The sequence below is a fragment of the Vibrio sp. M260118 genome, assembly GCF_036533755.1.
Lineage (GTDB): Bacteria > Pseudomonadota > Gammaproteobacteria > Enterobacterales > Vibrionaceae > Vibrio.
Genome location: NZ_JATABG010000642.1, coordinates 1 through 909 on the forward strand (window position 1 = coordinate 1; position 909 = coordinate 909).

The 909-nt window shown below is 42.4% G+C and carries 1 protein-coding gene; it reads left to right on the forward strand.

Going from position 1 to position 909, the window contains the following annotated elements; genetic code table 11:
• A partial coding sequence (locus QTO00_RS20240) for a DUF4198 domain-containing protein (RefSeq protein ID WP_331426348.1) occupies positions 1–726 on the forward strand: 726 nt, incomplete at its 5' end.
• Between the last annotated feature and the right edge of the window lie 183 nt (positions 727–909).

Below are 909 nucleotides of genomic sequence, written 5' to 3' on the forward strand. Positions count from 1 at the left end.
GCTCACTTCCAACTCTTGTACACTCCTACATCTCAATTGGAACAGCCGACAACACTTGATATGAAACTGGTATTTGGTCACCCGATGGAAAATGGCCACGTGATGGACATGGGCCAACCAGAAGAGTTTTTCGTTCAGTTCAAAGATAAAAAAACTGACCTACTAAAAGACATCAAACCAATCAAATGGAGTGGTCACGACAACAAAGCAGACGCTTACCAAGTTGAGTATAAAGTACGTCGTAACGGTGACTACATCTTCGGTTTAGTTCCTGCACCTTACTATGAAGGTGGTGAGGACATCTACATTCAACAAATCACTAAACGTGTCATCAACAAAGGTGCTCTACCTACAGGTTGGGAAACGCCTCTTGGCCTAAAAACTGAGATCGTACCTAAGAACAAGCCGTACCAAGTATTTGCAGGTAGCACGTTCACAGGTCAGCTGCTTTCTGAAGGTAAACCAGCTGCCGGCGTTGAGTGTGAGATCGAGTTCCTAAATACAGATATCGACACAAAAGCTAACGCATTTGGTAAAGACACTCATCGTGGTACACCAGCTTCTGCAATCGTTGCAATCACTGACGACCAGGGTATGTTTACCTTTGGTATCCCTACAGCAGGTAAATGGGGCTTTGCATGTCTAGGTTCTGGTCCTGATACTGAATACAAGGGCAAAGAGCTGTCTCAAGATGCTGTACTATGGATTGAAGCTCAAGACCTATAATGGCTTGATTCATGACAATACAGGTTTAACTCAAAGCTGGCTTGACGCCAGCTTTGTGCTTTTTATCTACTTTCACTTCCTCAGATTTGAGCAATGCTCTCAATGAACAAAAAGAACTAAACTCTAATAGTTGTTGCAGGTAATTAACCAGTTTGTTATTTAATGTGTAACAAAGAAAAACAA